The sequence below is a fragment of the Rhodococcus koreensis genome, from assembly GCF_900105905.1.
GTDB classification, from domain to species: Bacteria; Actinomycetota; Actinomycetes; order Mycobacteriales; family Mycobacteriaceae; genus Rhodococcus_F; species Rhodococcus_F koreensis.
In genome coordinates, this window is sequence record NZ_FNSV01000005.1 from 7,385,688 (window position 1) to 7,404,859 (window position 19,172).

Genomic DNA, 19,172 nt, shown 5'->3' on the forward strand with positions numbered 1-19,172 from the left:
GTATCCGTGAGGACATCTGGCGAGGGCACGTGTGGGTGGTACTGACGATCCCTGGGTAGCAGGCGGCAACAGGTTTAGCGTGGAGAGCTATGGAACTTGGACTGCACATCGCCGACTTCACCTTTCCCGCCGGACCGTCGAACCTCTCGGACGACCTGCGCCGCATTGCCGTCACCGCCGAGGACGCGGGTTTCTCCAAGCTCAGCGTCATGGATCATCTCTGGCAGATCGAACCGGTAGGACCGATCGACACCGAGATGCTCGAGGCGTACACCACCCTCGGATTCCTCGCTGCCGTCACCGAGAAGGTGGACTTGCTGGCCTGGGTCACGGCCACCGTCTATCGCGAGCCGGGCCTTCTTGCCAAGGCCGTGAGCACGCTCGACGTCCTGTCGAAGGGTCGCGCGTACCTCGGGATCGGCGCCGCCTGGAACGAGGACGAGAGTGTCGGCCTCGGTCTCCACTTCCCGCCGACGGCCGAACGCTTCGAACGGCTCGAGGAGACACTGCAGATCTGCCTGCAGATGTGGAGCGACAACGACGGACCGTTCGAGGGAAAGCACTACCAGCTCGGCCGCACCATGAACGTTCCGCAGCCGCTACGGCGCCCACACCCGCCCATCCTCATCGGCGGCGGGGGCGAGAAGAAGACGCTTCGGATGGTCGCGCAGTACGCACAGGCCTGCAATCTGTTCGGTGGACCCGAGGTCGCCCACAAGCTGGACGTGCTGAGGGAACATTGCAGTGCGCTCGGTACCGACTACGACGCCATCGAGAAGACCGTGATGTTCCCGCTCGACCCGGGTGCGGACGGACAGAATGTGGACACCTTGCTCGGTCAGCTCGAGGACCTGTCGAAGCTCGGCATAACCCACGTTCACGGATGGGTGCCGCAGGTCGCGTCGATCACGCCCCTCGAGATCCTGGGCGACCGCGTCGTCCCGGTGATCGCGGACTGGTAAATCGCGTTCGCCGCCACCGACCGGACGGAGGTGTCGGCGCAACACACCGTGCGCGGGAGCGTCGTCCCCGATGGGGTGAGGATTCGTGCACCTCGAGGTGAGGTTGGTAGTCCCTGTGTCATCTGGTTGCCGGGGGTGAGTGTGCCGAGGATTGCGATATCAGCGAATATCCCCGGCAGCGAGGTCAGCGAATGTACGACAACGGCGATGAAAACCAGCCCGATTCCGGCGGGGAGGGCCGCAGCGCGGCGCAGGGTCGCGCTGCGGATGCGGCGAGGATGCGCGTTGCCGGTGCCGTACTCCTCGGTGCCTCGGCCTGCACAGGACTGCTGTTGCCCCTGGTGTGGGGGCCGACGTCGAATGCGCGTGGACTCGCCGCGATCGTCGGCGACTCGTTCGTGCTCGCCGGGGTCGCCGTGGGGATGTCGGTCGTCGCGTGGGGCGCGGGACGTCGGTGGTCGCGAAGTGCCCGCGAGGAGCTTCCCGAGGCGCCGGTGCGGTACGGACCCGTTCCCGGTCTCGGGCCTGCGCAGACCGAATACGTCGTGCGGAAGTGGATCGGCGACAGCGCGCCGACGGCGACACTGCTCCACCTGGCCGAGCAGTCGGCAGTCCGGCTCACGTTGGTCGACGACGGTCTGTGGCAGATCGAGGGGATCGGCACCCCTCAACGGTGGAGGCAGATCGACCCCATTTCCCGGGTGTTGGCCGATTCCCTCGGAATCCGTTCGACGGGTGCGGTATTCGTCGCCGATGGCTCGCCGACATCCGGCTACGCGGTAAGAGAGGGCATGCGCGCGATGTCCGACGCATGCCGGTCGTGGGCGGCGCAGGATGATCTGCTCGTACCCTCGATCAGGACGTGGATCGGGCGGGCAATGGCATGCCTGTGCACGGTTCTCGCCGCGCTCGGATTCCTCGGCGCACTCGGTCCCACGCTTCTTGGGGCTCCGTTCGTCGCGTTCGTCGCCGGCTCCCTCGGCGTGTTCGCGGCGGGAACGGGCCTTCGGCACACGCCGACGGGGCGGCAAGTATCGGCGGCCGCCGCCGGGTTCGAACGCGTGCTGTCGGGTCGGTCGAAGACGATCGGGTCCGCCGCGGTCCGTGAGTGCTTCCTCGCCGCCGTCCCCTACGCCTTCGCCTTCGGTGTCGCCGACCGGTGGTCGGCGCAGTACCGCCGCGTAACCGGACGTGCCGCCCCAAACCCCGACTGGTACCCGTCGCCCACGCTGTACGACGACGAGACCGGCCTGCAGTGGGCGGCGAAGCCGCATAATTGAGGGTGCGAGGTGAGACCGGTGCGACAGACACCCTGGTTGGCGGCGACGGCATTCGTCGGGTCCGTTGCTGTCCTGCTCGCAGTCCATACCGGCGGCGGCGCGTCGAGCGAACCCGACCGGGAAGCGACGCGCATGCTCGATCCCGCTGGACCGGTCCTCTTCGTCACTCCGCCGAGCGGGCAGCCGGGCGACCGCATCCAGTACCACGCGACAAATCTTCCGACGTGTGGCGGGCCGTGGTCGGTGGAGTTCGGAGATCGGGTCCTGGGCGAGACCCGTCAGGTCGGCGGCGTCGCGGACTTCCGCGCGACGGTGCCGAACCGCGGCAGTCGCGGTTTCCAGGTGGCCGGGCTGCGGTGCGTGCCGATCCCGTCGATGGTGGTGCAGACGACGTTCGAGGTACTCCCCGTGACACGCTCGTCGGAGCCGACCACCACTTTTTTGCTGCCGCCACCACCAGAGCTGCCGACGCGGACGAAGAGACCGACACCGACGACCACCACCACCACCACCACGCTCACAGCTCCTGCTGACGCGGAGCGGTAGGTGCGGCCTCAGACGGTGTAGTGCAGCAAAGAGACGCCGTTCTGGAAGCCGCGGGCCTCTACTAACTGCAGCCTCGGCGTCTCGTAGCCGTCGGGGAACAGCCTTCGTCCCCGACCCTGGACTACCGGGTACACGAACAGCCGGTACTCGTCGACCAGGCCGGACTCGATCAGGGCATGGGTCAGCGTGATGCTGCCCGTGACGACGATGTCGCGGCCCTCCTTCCCCTTCAGTGCCCTCACCTGGGCGATCCAGTCGCCCGTGAGCACGGTCGAGTTCCCCCATTCGGGGTCGGACATCGTGGAGGAGACGACGTACTTCTGAATCTGGTTCAGCTCATCGGTGATCCCGGTCTGGTCGTCGGTTTGTCGGGGCCAGTAATTGCGGAAGTCCTCGAACGTCTGCCGACCCAGCAACATGGCGTCCGCGCGCTCGGACTGCCGGTTGGTCGCCTCCAGCAACTGCGGATCCTGGTCCGATGGGTCGAACCAGTCGCCGAGCATCTCGATCGAGCCGTCGAGGGTGATGTTCTGGGTGATCCGTGAATCTTTCGGCGCAAACCCGATCCTTGAGGTCAGGGTGAGCCGATCTGGATTTGTCGGACCGTGGGGTTAGTGTCTGGGTCATGGCGGGGAGGGTGGTGAAGCGGGCGTTCAAGTTTCGTTTCTATCCGACTGCGGTGCAGGCGGAACAGCTTGCTCGGACGTTCGGGTGCACCCGGTATGTCTATAACCGGGCGTTGGCCGAGCGCTCGCGGGCGTGGTCGCAGGAGCAGCGTCGGGTGACCTACGCGGATACCTCGAAGATGCTCACCGGATGGAAGCGGGACGCTGAGACGGAGTGGTTGGCGGAGCCGTCGAAGGGGCCGTTGCAGGAATCGCTGCGGCAGTTGCAGGGCGCGTTCGAGAAGTTCTGGCGCACGCAGACCCGCTACCCGCAATTCAAGAAGAAGGGCCAGTCGAAGGATTCGGCGACCTACTACTCGAACTGCTTCACCTACCGCGGCGGGCAACTCCGGTTGGCCAAGCAGACCGAACCCCTGGACGTTCGGTGGTCGAGGCCACTACCGGAGGGGGCGGTGCCGTCGCAGGTGACGGTCTCGCGCAATGCTCGCGGTCAGTACCACATCTCGATCCTCGTCGAGGACACCATCAGCGAACTCGAGCCGGCCGATCGGGTGGTCGGGCTCGACGCCGGGATCACCAGCCTGTACACGCTGTCGACGGGGGAGAAGATCACCAACCCGCGCCACGAACGCACGGATCGTGAACGGTTGGCGAAGGCGCAGCGGATGCTGGCCAAGAAGGAGAAGGGATCCCGGAACCGGGCCAAGGCTCGACTGAAGGTCGCGAAGATTCATGGTCGGATCGCCGATCGGCGCCGCGATTATCTGCACACACTCTCCACTCGGCTGGTGCGCGAAAACCAAGTGATCGCCATCGAGGATCTGAGTGTGCGGAACATGGTGAAGAATCGGTCGTTGTCGCGGGCGATCTCGGATGCGGGGTGGTCCGAGTTCCGGTCGATGCTCGAATACAAGGCCGCCTGGTACGGGCGGCGGGTGGTGGCGATCGACCGGTTTCATCCGTCGTCGAAGACCTGCTCGGTGTGCGGGGAGGTCGCGTCGACGATGCCGCTGAACGTGCGGGAGTGGACGTGCCGATGTGGCGTCGTCCATGATCGGGATGTGAATGCGGCGAGGAACATTTTGGCCGTCGGACTGGCGGTGGCAGCCTGCGGAGATGGTGTGAGACCGCCTCGCACATAACGTGCGGGGTGGCGACTGTCGGTGAAACAGGAACCTCGGGACGCGAGTCCCGGGGGGAATCTCGGTCGTTCACGGCCGAGAGGACGTCAACGCCAGTGTTCTCATACGAATACTGACACCGCCACGACCGCAAAATCATCGCGGGCCGGGCGCGGTCGGCAGCCTCGATGCCGTGATCTCGTCGGCTGGTGTGAAGGTGGACATCGTGATCTCCGAATGAACGCCGGCGTTCAGGTGGGTCACGTGGAACTTCAGCGGCCCCGCAGTGGGGTGCTCGAAGCGCCGAGTTGTGACGGGTTCGCGGGTCACGTCGCATCGATTCCACAGCTGCTCGAACAGGGGCGACTCGGCAGTCAGTCGCTTCACCAGGGATTCCCACGCCGGCTCGCCGAGGTGCTCCGCCCACGCGGCGCGGAAGCCCGCCACAATACGGGGCACGTGCTCCGCCCAGCCGACGGTGCGCGCCCGCCACTCAGGGTTCAGCAGATTTTGGACGAGAAGATTGCGCTCGCCGGACGGAATAGCGTCCAGGTCGCCCATCAGCCAACAGTAGCCCCGGTTATATGCAAGGACGTCGCAGCGCGCATTGCGCACTATCACCGGATACGGGTCGAGCTTGGCCATCATTGTCTTCATCGACGGCGTAACGGCATTGCACTCCGTCGCGCTCGGCGGTTCTGTCACGCCGGCCAGCGTCAACAGGTGGGCGTGCTCGTGCAGATTCAGCCGTAGCGTCCGCGAGATCGCCGTAAGCACGTGCTCGGATGCCTTGATGTCGCGACCCTGTTCGAGCCACGTGTACCACGTCACTCCGACGCCGGCGAATTGGGCGATCTCCTCGCGTCGCAGTCCCGGGGTCCGGCGGCGCCCTCCGGTGGGCAGCCCGACCTGCTCCGGCGTGATGCGGGCGCGGCGACTCTTCAGGAAAGCGCCGAACTCGCCGCGACGGGCACGGACTTCAGGACGTGCGTTCACATTCCTCATGGAAGCCGAACCTGGGAGGACGACGATCCGGGTGGCGCGAATACCAGGATAAATTCACTCCTGGTACCAGGACGACGATAGTTCATTCTGGACTCATGAGACTTGGACTTCGACTGCCCCAGCGGGTCGGTACTGATTTGCGTCACGACGTCACGGAAGTTGCCGGCGCTGCCGAACGTGCCGGGTTCGACAGTGTCTGGGCCTGGGAGAGACTGTTGTTTCCGGTGGCGCCCCGCGATTCTTTCACTCCGGGCGCGCCGTGGCCGTCCGCGTATCGGCAAGCGGCTGACCCGCTGACCGTCCTCGCTGCGGCAGCGGTGGTGACCGAGCGAGTCCGACTGGGCACCAGTGTGATTGTTGCCGGCCTTCATCAGCCTCTCCAACTCGCGAAGAGATTCGCGACCCTCGACCAGATCAGCGGCGGGCGTGTGGTTGCGGGGTTGGGAACAGGCTGGGCGGTAGACGAGTTCGAGGCGGTCGGCATGGCCAAGTCCGAGCGCGGCCGACTGCTCGACGAGACCCTCGACGTCTTCGACGCAGCCTGGGGTCCGGATCCAGTGAACTATCGCGGGCCCCACACGCTCATCGACAACGCCTACGTCCTGCCGAAGCCGGCTTCGCCGATTCCGGTCATCTTGGCCGGCGATGTCGATGTCAGCGCCGCCGGAGGTCCCAATGCGCGTGTGCTGGAACGGATTGCCCGACGTTCCGACGGTTGGATGCCGCTTTTCCCGACCCCGGGCGCCGCCGGTGCTCAGAAGCTTCGCGCGGCGTGGGACCTGATCCGCCAGTCCGCGGCCACGGCAGGGCGGGACCCGTCCGAGATGGAAATGATCGTGGTGGGGAACGTCGCGTTCTCCGAGACTCCGCTCGACGACGATCGGATCGGCTTTTCGGGCACAACCGCGCAGATTCTCGACGACATCGCCTCCGTGGCAAGTGCGGGCGCAGACGAGTTGATCCTCGACCTGCACCTGCAGGACTGGTGGCGGAACACACGTCAGATGCTGGACAAAGCTCTCGAGATTCGGGAGCTCGTCTCGGCGGCGGGAATCTGAGTCTGAGCCCGCGCGCCGGCGGGTGACGCGCCTGCCGATGTGGCGTTCACGCGCGTCACCTGGTCCGGTCTCCCTCGTCACGATGCGCTGCATCGCTCGAGAATCTCTTTGCGTTCCCATTCGGTCAAGCCTCCCCACACTCCGTACGGCTGTGCGGTCTCGAGCGAGTACCGGCGGCAGTGGTTGCGGGCGACGCAGCCTCCGCAGATGCCGCGGGCGATGTCCTCTCGGAGATAGCGGGCGTGGTCTGTTTCGCTCTCCGGAGCGAAGAAGAAATAGTCGCCCACCGAAGTGCAGCTGGCTGATTCGCGCCAGCGGGTCGGATCCACTGTCGGTCGATCGTGAAATTCCGGGACCGTCGTCAGTGCCATGCGGTGACGCGGTCCGCCCGCGCAGCGGCGGCGACTGCCTCCGCGACAGCGGGGGCGACGCGAGGATCGAGCGGGCTGGGAACGATCTTGTCCACAGCCAACTCGTCACCGACGACCGAGAGGATCGCCTCGGCGGCGGCGAGCTTCATGCCCTCGGTGATGCGCCGGGCGCCGGCGTCGAGGGCACCCCGGAACACACCGGGGAAGGCGAGCACATTGTTGATCTGGTTCGGGAAATCCGAGCGCCCGGTGGCGATGATCGCCGCATGCCTGCGGGCGACGTCGGGGTGGATCTCCGGGTCCGGGTTCGACAGTGCGAACACGATGGAGTTCTCCGCCATGGTCGCGATCAGCTCCTCCGGGACGGTGCCCGCGGACACGCCGAGGAACACGTCCGCGCCGTCGAGGGCCTGGGCGACGCCGCCGCGGCGGGCGGCCGGGTTGGTGCGCGCGGCCAGATCCACCTTCACCGCGTTCAAATCCTGACGATCCACGGAGACGATGCCCTTCGAGTCGAGGACCGTCACGTCCGCGATCCCGGCGGCGAGCAGGATGTTCGCGCACGCCACACCGGCGGCGCCGGCACCGGAGATGACCACGCGCAACCCGCGCAGGTCGCGGTCCTGGACCTTGACCGCACCCTTCAGCGCAGCGAGGACGACGATGGCGGTGCCGTGCTGGTCGTCGTGCATGACCGGGCAGTCCAGGGCCTCGATGACGCGCTGTTCGATCTCGAAGCAGCGGGGCGCGGAGATGTCCTCGAGGTTGACGGCACCGAAGCTCGGGCGCAGCCGGATCAGGGTCTCGACGATCTCGTCCGGGTCCTGGGTGTCCAGGACCAGCGGGATGGAGTTCAGGCCCGCGAAGTTCTTGAACAGGGCCGACTTGCCCTCCATCACCGGAAGGGAGGCACGCGGGCCGATGTCCCCGAGACCGAGCACCGCGGAGCCGTCGGAGACGACGACCACGAGGCGGCTGGTCCAGGTGTAGCGGTCGGCGAGGGGCTCGTCGGCGGCGATGGCGCGGGAGACCTGCGCCACCCCCGGGGTGTAGGCGATGGACAGGTCGCGCTGGCTGTCCAGCGGGGCGGTCAGCTCGACGGAGAGCTTGCCGCCGAGATGGCCGGCGAAAATCTCCTCGTCGGTCAGTTCGACCGTCGGAGGTGTGGTGGGTTCGGACACGAGGGGCACGGAAACTCTTTTCTCTGAACGACTTTGCGAAGTGGGCGAGGACTCTGCTCGGGACCCCTCTGTGGTGTCAGACGGCCATCGGAGCCATGCCCAGGATCATCAGTGCGGAACCCGCCGCCGCGGTCTTGACGCCGGAACGGCGCTCGCGGCGCGGGGTGGAGCGGAAGAGGTGCAGGGTCAGCAGCGCCCAGCACACGAGCACGACGAGGGGAAGCCAGTCCGTCGAGATTCCTGCGCCACCGTGATGGTGGCCGGAGGGTGCCTGCCCCGGCCCCGGCGCCGACGCCGCCGGGGCGGGAGCGGACGTCGGGGCCAGGAGCAGCAGGACCCCCATCGCCGTGAGATCGACCGCGCAGGGAATCGCGGTCCGGCGGTGCATGGTCTCGCCGGTGACGAACACGGCGAGTGCGATGAGGACGGCACCCCCGAGCAGGTGAATCCCCGTCGGCACCCCGGGGATCATCATCGCGACCATGGACACCGCCATTGCACCGTGCCCGATCCGTACCCGGCAGTCCGTTCCGTGCGCCCGCCACATCGGGACGAGGGCCCCGACCGCTCCGACGAACATCGCCGCGTCCGCGACTGGGATATCGAACATCGTCACACTCAGCGACCGGCAGAATGCACGCTCTACGGCGCCACTGGGTAGTGGCTGGTGATGGCAACCCGGTTCCAGGCGTTCATCACGATCGCGAGCCAGGTGATCGCGGACACCTGGTCCTCTGTGAGGGAGCCGTCGTCCCAGGTGCGCCGTTCCGGAACGGCGAGACCGGTGACCTGTTCGGCGAGGGCGAACGCGGCACGCTCCTGGTCGCTGAAGTACTGCGCCTCCCACCACGCCGCGACAACCGCGAGCCGATCTGCCTTCTCTCCCTTGGCCAGAGAGTCGCGGGTGTGCATGCGAAGGCAGAAGGCGCAGCCGTTCAGCTGGGAGACGCGGATCTTCACCAACTCCACCAGGAGCGGATCCACGCCCGCCAGGTCCAGAGCGGACTTCACTTCCGCGTCGAGCTTCACCAGGCCCTTGTAGACGGTCGGGTGCTGCTTGCCGATATTTACGCTGCTCATGATGTTCCTTTTGGGTAGGTTGTCGAACGGTTGTGGGACAGAATGTTTCAGTCGATCGCCCGGTTGACGTGAGCGACGATCACCTCGTACATCCGCCGTGTTATCTCGGTCTCGTCGGTCATGATGTCGTAACCGTGGTCGACACCGCGCACCTCGACGTATTCGGCGAGCGCGCCGACCGCCTCGAGCTTGTCCGCGTATCGCTTGGCTTCATCGCGCAGTCGGTCGAACTCTGCGGTTATGACCAATGCCGGTGCGATACCTGCGATGCCGTTGGCGTTGTCTCCCCATGCCGGCGAGACGAACCGGTGGCTACGCTGCGCGCGATCGGGCGTGTAGGCGGTGTCGAACACCTCACACAACCAGGGCTGCAGGACGGCTTTCGAGCCCAGCGGTGACGGCTTGTGGGAGGGAGGCGTCACGATGTCGAGCGGCGGGTAGTGCAGAATCTGCAACGAGATGGCGGGGCCGTCGTTTTCCAGCGACATCCGCGACACGGCTGCTGACAGATTGCCTCCTGCGCTCTGGCCGCCGACGCACAACCGCGTGCCGTCCCAGTCACGTTCCGCTGCTGATGCCCACTGAACTACGTCGTAGAACTGTTCGGCGGGCGTGGGAAACCGCTTGTGTGGCGCCAACGCGTAATCCGTGTTGAGCACATAGACATTGGCGTGGGCGGCAAGGAAGCGGCACCAGGCGTCGTCCTGTTCGCGGTGTCCCACCACGAAGCCGCCGCCGTGAGCATTCACATAAACCCCGGGGTTGCCTGTCGGCGACTGCGGGGGATAGATGGTCGCAGCGACCGGGCCGTGGCGCGTCTCGATGCTGACGTCAGTTGTGCGAATGGTGATTTCAGGGAACCGGGGTTCGCCGGCGGGGTGGATCGCAGAGTTGATCTTGGCGGCGAACCGGCGGGCGATGATGTCGGCCACCGCCCGTCGCGACAGTATTGACATGAATCCTCATTTCGTTTCGAGTGCGCGACGTGGGGTCGCGGCGGTGGTCAGCCCTGGTGCTGACGTGCGCTGGGGTGGCGCAGATGATCGCGGGCAATGATCTCTTCCGGTTCGAGCATGGTGATCATGTCCACGTCGGGAGCGCAGATGCACACGGCGACGAACCGGCTCCAGGCCTGTGGATCGGGATTGGAGACCTGGTAGTGCACGACGTCACCGCCGGGTTCCCAGAATGCCTCGCCCGCAGCAATCAGCCTGGGTTCTTCGCCTTCCAACTCGAAGAAGATGCTGCCCTCCAGTACGTAACCGAACACCGGTCCGGAGTGGCGATGCGGCGAGAGTCCAGGATCGGCCGGTGGGAGTTCGACCAGTTGTGTCATCGCGTGCGAACCCTCGGGAATCGCGGGCGGGGTGGCGCAGAGCAGGTCGGTGACCTTGACGTTTCCTTTTGCCAACATGGGCGTGTCCTTTCAGGAGTGAGTGTTTCGTACGGTGTGACTGAGTAGCTCGCCTACTGCGCCGAAGGTGAAGTGCGTCGGCAGTTCACCTGTCTCGTCCAGTCCGAAGAGGGCTCCGTACGATCGCAGAGACGTGATGTCGCGGTGATCGGCAATGGTGACCGACGCGCAGGGGGTCACCTTTTCCCGCGAGGCAAAGACGTAGATTCCGGGGCGTAGTTGATAGGTCGTGCACTCGTCGGTGTCCGCAAGGCCGGCCGCGGGCCCGGCCAGGCAGTGCCACGTGTACGAGTGCGGTCCGAGGTAGACGTGCTCGTAGCTGTGATCGTCGCTGTAGGTCCACAGCACTCGCCGACCCAGGAGTGCGGTCGTGGGTGCCGGCTCGGGTCCGCGCGTCTCCAGTCCCTCGATGCGGCCCTGCAGGAAGTTGTGCTGCACCCGGGTCCGGCCTTCGGCCGGATCTCCGATCGTGCTCACGATGGCCAGGCTGCGTCCGTGGTCGAAGTCGAGGACGAGGCTGACTGCTGTATTCGGCACGTCGTCACGATGATGGAATTGTGTGTACACCAACCCTTCTGCGACGTCGAAGGCCTCGTAGTCGTCCGTTCCGGAGATGACTGGGTGCGGGTCGCCGGGCCCGGGCTCGTAGCTCCATTCGACGGTGGCCGTGCCGAAACGATGCGACACCCGGCTGCCGTGGGAGTTGGTGAACACGATGTCGCGGCCGGCCACACTGCTCGACCTGACGGCTTTGTTGCCGTCGAATCCTGGCGCGAGTCCGTCCAGTGGCGGCCAGGTCCTGGTATCAGAGAAGTCGATGGAGTTGGTGGTCATGCGTGCTTTCTCCGTTCGTAGCGTTCGGGAGTGCTCGAGAGCGCTCGGCGCGCGAGGCGCCGCTCAGGTGAGGATCGGGTTCTTTTCGACGTCCCAACTGACGTGCAGCGACTCCGGGCCCCGAAACGAGGTGTTCGGAACGTAGTGGAACTCCTGTTGGTCGAGAGTCATGTGGGGCAGGCGTCGCGTCAGTTCCTCCAGATAGATGACCATCTCCAGTCGGGCGAGATGGTTACCCAGGCACATGTGCGTTCCCGCGCCGAATGCGATGTGTGCTTTGGCGTCTCGGTCGATGTCGAATCGTTCGGGATCGTCGAACACGGAGCCGTCCTGGTTCGCCGACGCGATCACCATGAGGATCTTTCCTCCCGCGGGAATCGTCACGTCGCCGACCTGCACGTCTTGCTTCGCGACTCGGCGCCAGGCGGCCACCGACGGGTTGAGTCGCAGGCACTCCTCGACCGCCGCGGGGATCAGAGATGGGTCCGCACACAGGCGATCCCACTGGTCGCGGTTCCTCAACAGAGTGACGACCGCGTTCGCGGTGGCATTGGTCGTGGTCTCGTGGGCCGCCATCGCGCCGCCCATGACGTTCGTCTGCAGCCACGTGTCGGAGATGACGTCCGGGTGCTCGCGCTGCATCGTGATCGCGTGGCCCAACCACCCCGGTGGATCGTCGAGTTCCTTGAGCTTCCCGATGACGCGCTCACCCATCTCCCAGAACTGGCCCAATCCGTCGGCGGCACGGATCTGCTCCTCGGGAGTAGGCCGTCCCCACACGAATTCGGTCATGGACGTGGCCAGCTTGCGTACGGTGTCGACGTCCTCCTCGGGAATCCCCAAGAACTGCAGAGCGACCAAACAGGGTATGTCCCAGAGCATATCGGCGACAAGATCGGCATGACCCCGATCGACGAATTGATCGATGTAGGCGTTCGTCGTGTCCCGAATGTAGGGAGTAAGAGGGTCGATCCGGTCTGGCATGAATGCCGGAGCGTTCAGCCGGCGGTACTGCCGATGCATGGGCGGGTCGGAATCCGCGAGGACGGGGCAGGGCGCGAAGTTGTACTTGCCGAGCTGCGCGCCCGCCTCCTCGGAGGGAGGGGTGACCGGCGTCAGGGTGATGGCCGCAGAGAACTGATTGAATTGGCTGAAGACCGATTTCACGTCTTCGTGCCGCGTGACGACCCAGTAGTCCGAGTCGTCGTTGTAGAACACCGGTTGGCTCTCGCGAGCCCACGCCAGCGAGGCTCCCGGATTCTCCTGATATTCGCGGTCGAAGAACGAGAATCCAGCGGCGGTATGAGCGACCGGGCATCCAGTCATTGTTTTCCTCTCTTCGGTGGGCTGTCAGAGGTCGAGTTTTATCTTTGGACACGCGGCCCTACTGATGCAGATCATCAAGGTGCTGTTTTCTTCCTGCTCTGCAGGGCTGAGAACTGAATCACGATGATCGGCCAGGCCCGACACGATATTTGTTTCGCAGGTCCCGCACGTTCCCTCGGAGCAGGAGAATGGTGCGGGTATGCCGGCGGACCGTGCGACGTCGAGAATTGATTGATCCGATCCGACCGAGACGGTGATACCGCTCCGCACGAATTCGACTTCGAATTCATCGAGGACGGGCGCGTCCGTTGGAGTCTTCGGAGTGAATCGCTCCAGGTGAATGTCGCCGATATTGTCGAGCTCGGCGCCCATCGCCTCCACAGCACACAGCAGACTCTCCGGTCCGCACACGTATACCGCGGTATCGGGAGTGACACCCGCGAGGATGCGAGCGAGATCGATGCGCCCGTGGATGTCTGCCGGAACCAAGGTCACGCGGTCGTGGTGAGCCTGTGTCAGGTCGTCTGCGAACGCCATGTTGCGTCGACTGCGGCCTCCATAGATCAAGGACCATTCGGCTCCCGCTCGATCGACCGACGTGATCATGGGGAGGAACGGGGTGATTCCGATTCCTCCGGCAATGAACAGATACCGGGGTGCGTCGACGAGGCGAAAGTTGTTGCGTGGCCCACGGACGGTGATGCTTTCGCCTTCGCGCAACTCGTGATGGAGGCGTGTGGAGCCGCCTCGGCCGTCGGGTTGGTACAGGACGCTCACCTGCCACGAACGACGGTCGCTGGGTTCCCCGCACAGGGAGTACTGCCGGACCATGTCCGGTCCGAGTACGACGTCGATGTGTGAACCCGGCGTCCAGTCGGGGAGGTCTCGACCGTCGGCGCGGACGAGGGTCAGTTGCGTGACGGTGTCGGTGATCGGCGTCTTGGCCTTGATTTCCATCGCGAGGTCCTCGCGTGCCTGATTCTCGGTGTCCGCTCGCCGAGGCTGCTGGCCGGAGTGTCGGGCCTCGAACTGCGATGCCATGGGGACTCCTTCGAATTTCGGCCGGATGCCCCGGCGTGGACTGTGTTGCACCGAGCCACGTCGGCGACGCGTTGGACTCGCGCGTGGTCGATTGACCCGTTGTGATCGGCCGCACTGTCGGGCTATTCGCATGGGATAGGTCACAACGTGTGGCCCGTCGTAATCTGCCGCACCGTGCGATCACGCACATGGGGCAGATCACGGTAGGGGGTACGGAAGTTGCGGATGTGCGTACCGGGTGCGTTCAGTAGCAAACGCGGCGAAGCGGTTCTGACCTGCGAGTTCGTGGTCCGGTCAGCGGGACTGTCCGATGTACCACGAGGCGATCTGGCTGCGTGAGACGAACCCGAGGCGCGTCATGATGTTCTCGATGTGGCTCTCCACGGTGCGCACGGAGATCACCAGAGCCGCCGCGATCTGTGGGCTGGTCAGCCCTTTCGCTATCAAGGCTGCGATCTCTTGCTGCCGACTGGTGAGCGCGGGTGGTTCATCCTCGGGAATCGAATCGACGACCTGTTCCGCCAATGCATAGGCGATGATTCCCGTCGGGGACCGCTTTGAGCCGGCCTGTAGAGCTGTCGACAGCGCCCGGGGTGCCATGGCCTGCTCGAGCAGACCGCGGCAGGCGGAGTTATAGCCCGTGAGTTTCGGCCCGAATGCCACCAATTCCGTACCGGTGCGTCGCCACAGGCTTCGAGAGGCCCCGATCAGTTGTGCCGCGTGCTCGAACTGACCGGTTGATCCCGCTATCCAGGCCAGAAGCTCGGTCATCAGGGCGGTGCCCAGGGACGGATCGAAGACGCGGTGATCACGAAGCGCGTCGAGCGCGGTCGCATGTGCCGCGGTGAAGTCGCCTTGCAGCCAGTGGTCGAGGCCTTGGCTCCACTTCAGGTACGAGCGCGCCCATCGTTCACCGCGCTGCCGGCATACGGCCAGCGCCGACGTGCTGACGGCCGATGCCTCCGCGCTGCGACCGTCGAGGGAAAGTACGACGGCGTACTCGAACGACGCCATCAGCCATTCGGCGGTCTCGCCGACGTCGGCCAACTCTCGCAGCGCGACCTCGAGATAGCTCTCTGCCTCGGCAAGGTCGCCGCGAAGCTGTGCGGCGAGTCCCCGTAGGCCGAGGCAGTGGGCCGCCGCATCAGCAAGGTGAAGCTGCGTCGCCGCTGCTTCGCACTCGTCGAGGCGCAGTGCGGCCGCCTCGTGGTCGCCTTGGAGAAGGCACACCCTGGCGGCGACCCAGAGCGCTTTTGCCCGGGCCGGCGTGGGCGCCCGGTCATCGTCGGGTGCGTCGAGCGCTTCGTCCGCCCACCTGCGACCCTCGGCAATGTATCCGTCGGCGTACCAGCGGTATCGAAGTCCGGCGATCAACTCGAGTTGATAGTTGTCGCCCGGGGCGGCGGTGTCCAGCGCGGCTCGGAGATTTTCCCGCTCGACGCGCATCCATTTGGCCGAGGCGGCTTGGCCGGGCCCGCACCAGGAACGTTCCAGGTCTGTGACCACGTCGAGAAAGTACTGACGGTGGCGGCTGCGGAATCTCTCGGAGTCTCCCGTCAGCGCGAGTATCTCTGCGCCGTACGCCCGGATGGTTTCCAGCATCCGGAAGCGCATCGTCGATTCTTGGTCCTCGACGCCGAGGACGGACTGATTCACCAGGGAACTCAGGAGATCGAGCGTGGTTGTCTTCGGGTGGCCGCCCTCGGCGTTTCCGTCGCCGCACACGCCTTCGGCCGACGTCAGGTCGAAACTGCCTGCGAAAACGGAGAGGCGTGCCCACAGATGACGTTCCGGTTCCGTGCAGAGTGCAAAACTCCAATCGACGAGCGATCGGAGGGTCTGTTGGCGCGGTGCGGCCGATCGACTTCCCATTGTGAGCAACCCGAATCGGTCCGGCAGTCGTTCCAGGATCTGGTCGAGCGAAAGAATGCGCATTCGGGCGACCGCGAGCTCGATTGCGAGCGGAATTCCCTCCAGCTGAATACACAAACGCGCCGCTGCGGCAGCATTGTGCTCGTCGAGGACGAAGCCGGGGGAGGCGGCCTCTGCACGTTCTTGGAGTAGTCGGATCGACTCGAATTGCGGCAAGGATTCAACGCTGACCGGCGCCGCGTCATCGGGAATGGTGAGTGGAGGCACTGGATAAAGGAATTCTTCGGTCACCATCAGCGACGTGCGGGTAGTGACAAGAATTCGCGTCGACGGCGCATATCGCAGAATTTCGCTGACCAATGCGACGGACCCGGGGAGTACGTGTTCGCAATTGTCGAGGATGAGCAGTATCTCGCGATCGCGAAGATATTCGATCAGCTTCGCTGTGGCGTCACGATTCGACTGATCGACAATTCCCAGTGTGTGAATGACTGCAGCCGGAACGTCGCCTCCGTCCGAGACGGACGCCAATTCGACGAAATACACCCCGTCTTCGACAAGGTGGTTCATCTCGTCGGCGACTTGCAACGCCAATCGGGTCTTGCCGACTCCGCCCGGCCCGATCAAGCTCACCAGCCGTCCGCTCGCCAGGCGGTCGCGGATCTCCTTGCGCTGCTGACGCCGACCGACGAAGCTGGTCGCGGTAGACGGAACGTTGCCGCTGCGAGTTCTCGCCTTCGACACGACACCTCCACATTGCGACAGACGCAGTCAGACTATCGCAACCCCGGGCGGAGCGACGTCGGAATGCCGAAACTTTGTTCGAAGACGGCGTCGCCCGTACCCCGCCGAGCCGGGGTCCGCGTCGCACTGTCCTGTCCGCGCTCCCTTCTGGTTCTGCACCGAGTGTGATAGAAGATAGGCACGGACACGTCGCGTGGCGATCCGTTAACCCGAGGTCGATTACATTGCGCGAGAGCTTTTCCGGCACCCAGTCAGGCGGCGAGCACCCCGGGGGTGGCATACGGCACCCCGATTGGGATGCGGCGTCCCATGCCGTATCCGACGCCTATTTTCCGCATGAGCTCATGCCCCTGGTCGCTTCCGGCCCTGCCGCGTCGCCCGGGGTGTCGGCCCTGCACCTCGGCCCGCTGCACATTGTCCGAATCAATTGGGGCGCTGATGTTGCCGTTCACAGTGAGCATCCCGGCGCCGTCGGCATCAACATCCCGCTTCACGGCGAACTCGAGACCCGGATCAGGGGGCGGCTCGTCGTGTCCGCCCCGGGCTTCGCCACGGTCAACCCCGCTGACACGCCGGCCGATATCACGCGGTGGCCCGGTGCCTGCACGATTCTCGGCGTCAAGATCGATCGGGACTTCGTCCAACGCGAGTTGTGGCGCGTGACAGGCCGAGCCGACGCGGTGATCCCCGATCAGATCGATTTGAGCAGGCCCGCTGCTGCCAGCTGGTTTCGACTGCTGAGCAGCATTGTCGATCAGCCCGTCGATGACGCGCTGCTGGCCAATCCGCATGTGGCACAAGGACTGGCGGCATCGCTCACCGATGGATTCCTGCTCGCTGCCGTCCCGGACGAGACCGACGATCGCCACGCTGTCCGACCACGGATCGTCACTCGCGTGATCGATGCCATCAACGCCGAGCCCGACCGGCTGTGGACCGCAGCGGACATGGCCGACGTAGCCGGGGTCAGCGTACGGCGTCTGCAGGAGGGCTTTCGCATCTACCTCGGCAAGACTCCCCGCGAATGCCTGACCGAGATCCGCCTTGCCGGCGTCCGGGCCGAACTCGCCTCGGGCTCGGCCCGTTCGGTGACCGACGTTGCGCTGAAATGGGGGTTCACTCATTACGGCCGGTTCGCCGCCGCGTTTCGGCAGCGCTACGGTGTGCCACCCTCGTCGTTGTTGCATTGACCCTTCATCCGCGGCGCGATGCCCGCACCGGCGTAAGCTCCTGGTCAGGTCTTCCCGCCAACTGGAGGATGTGCTGAGCGCCGACGAAGGGGTGTCCGCCGACACCACGGACACCGATTCACCACCGGCCCCGAGGGCCGGGTTGGATCTGCACCTCGAGCGGCCCGCCGGCCGGGTCCGCGGCAGCGTGATGGACGCTCTGCGTGACGCCATCCGTTCGGGCCGGCTTCCCCCGGGCACTCGGCTGCCGTCGAGTCGCGCGTTCGCCGCGGACCTGGGCATCGCGCGGAACACGGTAGCGCGGGCGTACTCGGAACTCGTAGAGGAAGGTTGGCTGACGTCACAACACGGCTCCGGCACGACGGTGTCCCGCCGTTCCGCGGGGGCCGTGCGGGCCGAAGGGTTTCGCGTGCGGAGGCTGCCGGCGCGCCGCCCGGACCACGATCTGCGACCGGGCCAGCCCGACCTGTCGTCGTTCCCGCGCGGGCAGTGGAGCCGCGCCGTCAAGCAGGCGCTCCACACGGTCCCGTCCGAGGCGTTCGGTTACGCGGACCCGTACGGCCGCCCCGAACTGCGCCTGGCGCTTACCGAGTACCTCGCGCGGGCCCGCGGCGTCGTCTGCGGGCCCGACAACATCATCGTCTGCTGCGGTGCCGCCGAGGGGCTGACGCTGTTGGCCCGCGCGCTGGCCGGTGCCGGGGTTGCCTCCCTGGCGGTCGAGTCCTACGGGTTGCCGACGCACCGCGAAGCACTGCGCACGGCAGGGTTGCACTGTCCGCCGCTGGCCGTCGACGCCGGTGGCGCCGACGTCGCCGCGCTCGACGGCATGCAGGAGGTGGGCGGCGTGCTGCTCACCCCGTCACACCAGTTCCCGACCGGCGTACCGCTGCGCTCCGACCGGCGCGCGGCCGTCGTCGACTGGGCACGCAGAACCGGCGGTGTGATCATCGAGGACGACTACGACGGGGAATTCCGCTATGACCGCAGCCCCGTCGGCGCGCTTCAGGGTGTCGACCCGGAACGGGTGGTGTACATGGGCACCGCGAGCAAGTCCCTTGCCCCGGGCCTTCGGCTCGGCTGGCTGGTCCTTCCCGACCGGCTCGTCGAGACGGTGGCACGCCAGAAGGGCGAGACCGAGGCCACTTGCGGCTTCGTGGACCAGCTGGCGATGGCCGAGTTCATCCGAACCGGGTCCTACGACAAGCACATTCGCGCGATGCGCGCGCAGTACCGCCGCCGGCGGGAGCAACTCGTCGGAGCGGTCGGCCGGTCGTCGCCTGCCAATCGCGTGACCGGTCTGCCTGCGGGCCTGCACGTGCTGCTGCACCTGGCCGGCGGCAACGAGAGCGCCGCTGCGCGAGAACCGGCGTGGCGGAATCTCGCTGTCGAGGGCCTCGCGCTCTACCGCCATCCCGAAGTCGACGTCGACCGCGACGGTCTGGTCGTCGGCTTCGCCGCGCCGGCGCAGAGCGCATGGCCTGCCGCCGTGGAGGCATTGGTTCGGCAACTCCCGTGAGTGGA

Annotated in this window: 19 protein-coding genes; 7 read left to right on the top strand and 12 right to left on the bottom strand. The window is 65.8% G+C overall.

The features are described from left to right. The first annotated feature begins 89 nt into the window (after positions 1–89). From BLV94_RS38180 to BLV94_RS38190, 3 genes are all read left to right on the top strand, one after another. Complete coding sequence (locus tag BLV94_RS38180; protein WP_072944008.1) at positions 90–962, top strand: LLM class F420-dependent oxidoreductase; 873 nt, start codon at positions 90–92, stop codon at positions 960–962. A 191-nt stretch (positions 963–1,153) separates the two neighbouring features. Continuing rightward, the gene (locus tag BLV94_RS38185; RefSeq protein ID WP_072944010.1) at positions 1,154–2,242 is read left to right on the top strand and encodes a DUF2207 family protein; all 1,089 of its coding nucleotides are present in this window, start codon (positions 1,154–1,156) and stop codon (positions 2,240–2,242) included. Between the two features lie 18 nt (positions 2,243–2,260). After that, complete coding sequence (locus BLV94_RS38190) at positions 2,261–2,788, top strand: hypothetical protein (protein WP_072944011.1); 528 nt, start codon at positions 2,261–2,263, stop codon at positions 2,786–2,788. Between the two features lie 8 nt (positions 2,789–2,796). On the opposite strand, the gene BLV94_RS38195 is transcribed toward BLV94_RS38190, so the two are convergent. Continuing rightward, complete coding sequence (locus BLV94_RS38195) at positions 2,797–3,291, bottom strand: dihydrofolate reductase family protein (protein WP_143051455.1); 495 nt, start codon at positions 3,289–3,291, stop codon at positions 2,797–2,799. A gap of 122 nt (positions 3,292–3,413) precedes the next feature. On the opposite strand from BLV94_RS38195, the gene BLV94_RS38200 reads away from it, so the two are divergent. After that, positions 3,414–4,556: an RNA-guided endonuclease InsQ/TnpB family protein gene (locus BLV94_RS38200; RefSeq protein ID WP_072944015.1), complete on the top strand. Its 1,143-nt coding sequence runs from the start codon at positions 3,414–3,416 to the stop codon at positions 4,554–4,556. 135 nt (positions 4,557–4,691) lie between these two features. Here the strand turns inward: BLV94_RS38200 and BLV94_RS38205 are convergent, their stop codons facing one another. Then, positions 4,692–5,540, bottom strand: a complete 849-nt coding sequence (locus tag BLV94_RS38205; RefSeq protein ID WP_072944016.1) for a helix-turn-helix transcriptional regulator — start codon at positions 5,538–5,540, stop codon at positions 4,692–4,694. A gap of 95 nt (positions 5,541–5,635) precedes the next feature. Between BLV94_RS38205 and BLV94_RS38210 the strand changes: the two genes are divergently transcribed. Further along, the gene (locus BLV94_RS38210; RefSeq protein ID WP_072944018.1) at positions 5,636–6,598 is read left to right on the top strand and encodes an LLM class F420-dependent oxidoreductase; all 963 of its coding nucleotides are present in this window, start codon (positions 5,636–5,638) and stop codon (positions 6,596–6,598) included. A gap of 77 nt (positions 6,599–6,675) precedes the next feature. On the opposite strand, the gene BLV94_RS38215 is transcribed toward BLV94_RS38210, so the two are convergent. The 10 genes from BLV94_RS38215 to BLV94_RS38260 all read right to left on the bottom strand — a co-directional run bounded on the left by BLV94_RS38215 (position 6,676) and on the right by BLV94_RS38260 (position 16,461). Further along, positions 6,676–6,969 carry a WhiB family transcriptional regulator gene (locus BLV94_RS38215; RefSeq protein ID WP_072944020.1) on the bottom strand — a complete coding sequence of 98 codons (294 nt, stop codon included), beginning with the start codon at positions 6,967–6,969 and terminating at the stop codon, positions 6,676–6,678. Then, positions 6,960–8,159, bottom strand: coding sequence for an NAD(P)-dependent malic enzyme (locus BLV94_RS38220; protein ID WP_072944021.1), 1,200 nt, complete (start codon positions 8,157–8,159; stop codon positions 6,960–6,962). The genes BLV94_RS38215 and BLV94_RS38220 overlap by 10 nt, the downstream gene beginning before the upstream one ends. A 67-nt stretch (positions 8,160–8,226) precedes the next feature. Further along, positions 8,227–8,760, bottom strand: a complete 534-nt coding sequence (locus BLV94_RS38225; RefSeq protein WP_072944269.1) for a DUF5134 domain-containing protein — start codon at positions 8,758–8,760, stop codon at positions 8,227–8,229. A 32-nt stretch (positions 8,761–8,792) separates the two neighbouring features. After that, a complete protein-coding gene (locus BLV94_RS38230; protein ID WP_072944023.1) occupies positions 8,793–9,230 on the bottom strand; it encodes a carboxymuconolactone decarboxylase family protein in 438 nt (145 codons plus the stop codon). Between the two features lie 47 nt (positions 9,231–9,277). Further along, a complete protein-coding gene (locus tag BLV94_RS38235) occupies positions 9,278–10,186 on the bottom strand; it encodes an alpha/beta hydrolase (RefSeq protein WP_072944025.1) in 909 nt (302 codons plus the stop codon). Positions 10,187–10,233: 47 nt separating this feature from the next. Beyond that, positions 10,234–10,644: a cupin domain-containing protein gene (locus BLV94_RS38240; RefSeq protein WP_072944027.1), complete on the bottom strand. Its 411-nt coding sequence runs from the start codon at positions 10,642–10,644 to the stop codon at positions 10,234–10,236. Between the two features lie 12 nt (positions 10,645–10,656). Continuing rightward, positions 10,657–11,478 carry a MoaF C-terminal domain-containing protein gene (locus tag BLV94_RS38245; protein ID WP_072944029.1) on the bottom strand — a complete coding sequence of 274 codons (822 nt, stop codon included), beginning with the start codon at positions 11,476–11,478 and terminating at the stop codon, positions 10,657–10,659. Between the two features lie 63 nt (positions 11,479–11,541). Next, positions 11,542–12,804, bottom strand: coding sequence for a cytochrome P450 (locus tag BLV94_RS38250; protein WP_072944031.1), 1,263 nt, complete (start codon positions 12,802–12,804; stop codon positions 11,542–11,544). Between the two features lie 24 nt (positions 12,805–12,828). Beyond that, complete coding sequence (locus BLV94_RS38255; protein WP_095865893.1) at positions 12,829–13,845, bottom strand: PDR/VanB family oxidoreductase; 1,017 nt, start codon at positions 13,843–13,845, stop codon at positions 12,829–12,831. Between the two features lie 294 nt (positions 13,846–14,139). Beyond that, complete coding sequence (locus tag BLV94_RS38260; RefSeq protein WP_072944033.1) at positions 14,140–16,461, bottom strand: ATP-binding protein; 2,322 nt, start codon at positions 16,459–16,461, stop codon at positions 14,140–14,142. Positions 16,462–16,739: 278 nt separating this feature from the next. Between BLV94_RS38260 and BLV94_RS38265 the strand changes: the two genes are divergently transcribed. Both BLV94_RS38265 and pdxR read left to right on the top strand, forming a co-directional pair. Continuing rightward, complete coding sequence (locus BLV94_RS38265) at positions 16,740–17,651, top strand: AraC family transcriptional regulator (RefSeq protein WP_072944273.1); 912 nt, start codon at positions 16,740–16,742, stop codon at positions 17,649–17,651. Positions 17,652–17,742: 91 nt separating this feature from the next. Next, the gene (gene pdxR, locus BLV94_RS38270; RefSeq protein WP_072944275.1) at positions 17,743–19,167 is read left to right on the top strand and encodes a MocR-like pyridoxine biosynthesis transcription factor PdxR; all 1,425 of its coding nucleotides are present in this window, start codon (positions 17,743–17,745) and stop codon (positions 19,165–19,167) included. The last annotated feature ends 5 nt before the right edge of the window (positions 19,168–19,172 follow it).